Annotated in this window: 4 protein-coding genes; 1 reads left to right on the top strand and 3 read right to left on the bottom strand. The window is 45.0% G+C overall.

All coding sequences use genetic code 11. From position 1 onward, the window contains the following. Positions 1–326 (bottom strand): helix-turn-helix transcriptional regulator (locus ACZ25G_RS02035; RefSeq protein ID WP_463681366.1); only part of this gene is annotated, 326 nt, incomplete at its 3' end. A gap of 306 nt (positions 327–632) precedes the next feature. Here ACZ25G_RS02035 and ACZ25G_RS02030 point away from each other — a divergent pair. Continuing rightward, on the top strand, positions 633–1,367 hold the full coding sequence (locus ACZ25G_RS02030) for a class I SAM-dependent methyltransferase (RefSeq protein ID WP_463681365.1): 735 nt from the start codon (positions 633–635) through the stop codon (positions 1,365–1,367). A 92-nt stretch (positions 1,368–1,459) separates the two neighbouring features. Here the strand turns inward: ACZ25G_RS02030 and ACZ25G_RS02025 are convergent, their stop codons facing one another. Together ACZ25G_RS02025 and leuB are read right to left on the bottom strand one after the other, a co-directional pair. After that, a complete protein-coding gene (locus ACZ25G_RS02025) occupies positions 1,460–1,966 on the bottom strand; it encodes a hypothetical protein (RefSeq protein WP_463681364.1) in 507 nt (168 codons plus the stop codon). A gap of 171 nt (positions 1,967–2,137) precedes the next feature. Continuing rightward, complete coding sequence (gene leuB / locus ACZ25G_RS02020) at positions 2,138–3,208, bottom strand: 3-isopropylmalate dehydrogenase (protein WP_463681363.1); 1,071 nt, start codon at positions 3,206–3,208, stop codon at positions 2,138–2,140. Positions 3,209–3,260: the final 52 nt, after the last annotated feature.

The following is a 3,260-nucleotide window of genomic DNA, read 5'->3' as shown; positions in this document are numbered from 1 at the left end:
TGATCGGAATAACGATAGGCAGATAGTCCCACCGAATGATAGGAACCAAGTTCAGGAGAAGACAGGGACTCTTTTACAGGAGCATATCTGTATCGATAGCGTATAGGAACACAAATTTCAGATTCATCCCAAAATGTGTTGACATCTAGATTGAGGAACAAGATCAGCCGAAGCATGACAATAGATCCAGGAATGGATGCACCCTTTTCAATATATTGATACCACCGTACTGAAATAGAAATGGCGTCAGCAACTTCCTGCTGGGTTAAACCCAGTTCAGAGCGGGCTCGATATACCTCGTGAGAAAAAATGGATTTCAGGGACATAGTACAATCCTCCTCAGAAGGAAGAATATACCACGTTCCTTCAGAAAACCACGAACTAATAGTGCAGGTTGTGCAGATTGACAAAATTTATTGGAATCTGTTATAAAATAAAAGGAAACGGATGTTTATGTCTGTAGCCTTCATAGAATAACAAAAGTCGAAAAACATATTATTTTGTGTAAATATAGAATATCATGTCGTATAGGTCCAAGTCAATATATGGGGAAACGTAGACGGAAAAATTCTTCCTCATCACAAACATATTCCATATAAAAGTATTTTACATGAAAGATTGGAGAATGACAAATGAAAGAAAATAAATATGACGATCCTATATTTTTTGAAAAATACAGCCAAATGAGCCGCTCCAAACAGGGACTTCAGGGAGCAGGGGAATGGGAGACGCTCAAAGAGTTGTTGCCGGATTTTCGTGGAAAGAAGGTATTGGATCTGGGATGCGGATATGGATGGCATTGTATTTATGCCATGGAGCAGGGAGCAGACTCTGTAGTTGGAATTGACATTTCTCAACGGATGCTGGACATTGCCAGAAAAAAGACACATTTTTCCCAGGTTGTCTACCATTGTTTGGCCATGGAAGACATGAAATTTCCCAACGACAGCTTTGACATTGTGCTCAGTTCCCTTGCGCTTCATTATGTAGCTGATTATGAAGAAATTGTTCGCAAGGTGAATGCTTATCTCTGTCCGGGAGGCTCCTTTGTATTTTCGGTGGAGCATCCGGTGTTTACAGCATATGGCAACCAGGACTGGATTTATGATGATGCGGGGAATATTCTCCACTTTCCTGTGGATCACTATTATGAGGAGGGAAAGAGGGAAGCGGTTTTTCTCGGTGAAAAAGTCATCAAGTATCATAGGACCTTGACGACTTACCTAGAAGGTCTATGTAACCATGGCTTTGAACTGATCCGGGTAGTGGAACCAAAGCCCCCGGCTTCTATGCTGGATACGGTACCGGGAATGAAGGATGAGATGCGAAGGCCCATGATGCTCATAGTTTCTGCACGAAAAAAGTAAAAGTTAAAAAATGTCATGAAGAAAAGTATCGGTAAAGATTTAAATTAAATGCTGTGTGTGAGCAGCTATGGTGGCTGCCCTAAAAATAAAGGTCAGAGGAAAAAAGAAATGGTATAGTGTTGGTCCTTTTTAATAATGCCAAAGTAAGAGAAGGTGATCCGCATGTTGATGGTTTTCAGGCGGCCTTCATTTTCAGGAGATATGCGAACAAGATAGATCAGCTGAAAGGGGGTAGAAGGAAGCTTTTCTCCCTCTGCGCTGACCAAATTTCCACCAAAATCGTCAGCGGAACTTGTCAGAAAGGGGGTAGTTTCCTGCCCTTTATAGAGGTAAAGCGAAATATCTTGGGAGCTTAATAGGTTAGTTCCACCATAAAAGCTGACTTTTTCGATGGTAGGGGAAAGAAATCCTTCTTTTGTGGCGATGTTACCAATATAGTAAGGGGTATTATATGCATAATTGTGGAGAACCTGGCGCTGGGAAATCTGTAACTTAGGCAGAAATAGCATATCATAGACAAGATAGATGACAAAGATGCCCGCCAAGGTCAATACAATCGCTGTGAATGCAGGTCGAAACCAACTCAATTTCTTTTCCATATTGCACCTCCAAACACCTCCGTGTTTCAGTGGGCGGAGAGTGATCTAATATGATGATATAAAAAGCGCTCTACTATAGAATTCACTGGTTGGATGGTATTTATGCGAGGAAGAATCTAACAAAAAATAAAGGGACCGAGGAAATATTTCCTCGGTCCCTTTATTTTTTAGCTAGATCAGGGAAGCTATCTGATCTCCCATCTCGGTGCAGGAGAGCAGGGTACAACCTTCACTCATAATATCACTGGTTCGATATCCCTGCGAAAGGACTGTAGCTACTGCATCTTCAATAGCATCGCTTTCTTTTGCCATATCGAAGGAGTATTTCAGCATCATCGCAGCGGAAAGAATGGTAGCAATAGGATTGGCGATATTTTTCCCGGCAATATCCGGAGCGGATCCATGGATGGGCTCATACATGCCCAGAGTCCCTGCGCCTAAGCTAGAGGAGGGGATCATCCCGATAGAACCGGTAATCATACTGGCCTCATCGGAGAGAATATCGCCAAACATGTTTTCAGTGACGATGACGTCAAACTGGCCGGGATTGCGCACCAGCTGCATGGCGGTATTATCCACCAACATATCAGCGTATTCCACGTCGCTGTATTCCCGGGCCAGACGGTGCATGACCTCCCGCCAAAGCCGTGAGCTGTCCAACACATTGGCCTTATCGACACTGGTCACCTTTTTCCGGCGTTTCCTTGCCATTTCAAAGGCTACCCGGCCAATCCGTTCAATTTCGTGCTCGGAATAACCCATCGTATCATAGGCGTATTTTTCCCCGTTTTTCATCGTGGTGTCCCGTTCGCCAAAATATACGCCGCCGATAAGCTCACGGACGATGACCAGATCCAGTCCGCCGCCACTAATGTCGGGGCGCAGGGGACAAGCGTGAGCCAGCGGAGGGAAGAGCTTGGCAGGACGGATGTTGGAGAAAAGGCCCAAAGCGCTGCGGATGCCGAGAAGAGCCTTTTCTGGGCGGAGGTTGCCGTCTAGCTGATCCCATTTGGGACCGCCCACAGCTCCCAACAGCACACTATCACTTTGCTTGCATTTTTCGATGGATTCCTGGGGCAGGGGATGACCGGTTGCGTCAATGGCGCAGCCACCGGCCAGTACCTCTGTGTAGGAAAAATGGTGGCCATAGGTTTGCGCAATTTTGTCCAGGACCTTGACAGCCTCACCGACGATTTCAGGTCCAATACCGTCGCCCTTGATCAGCGCAATATTCTTATTCATAGTAGGGTGCTCCCTTCTATTTGTTGTTTTTTAGATAATTGAGCAGCCCGTT

The sequence above is a fragment of the Zongyangia sp. genome (genome assembly GCF_965361945.1).
This window is presented reverse-complemented; position numbering and strand designations above follow the sequence as displayed.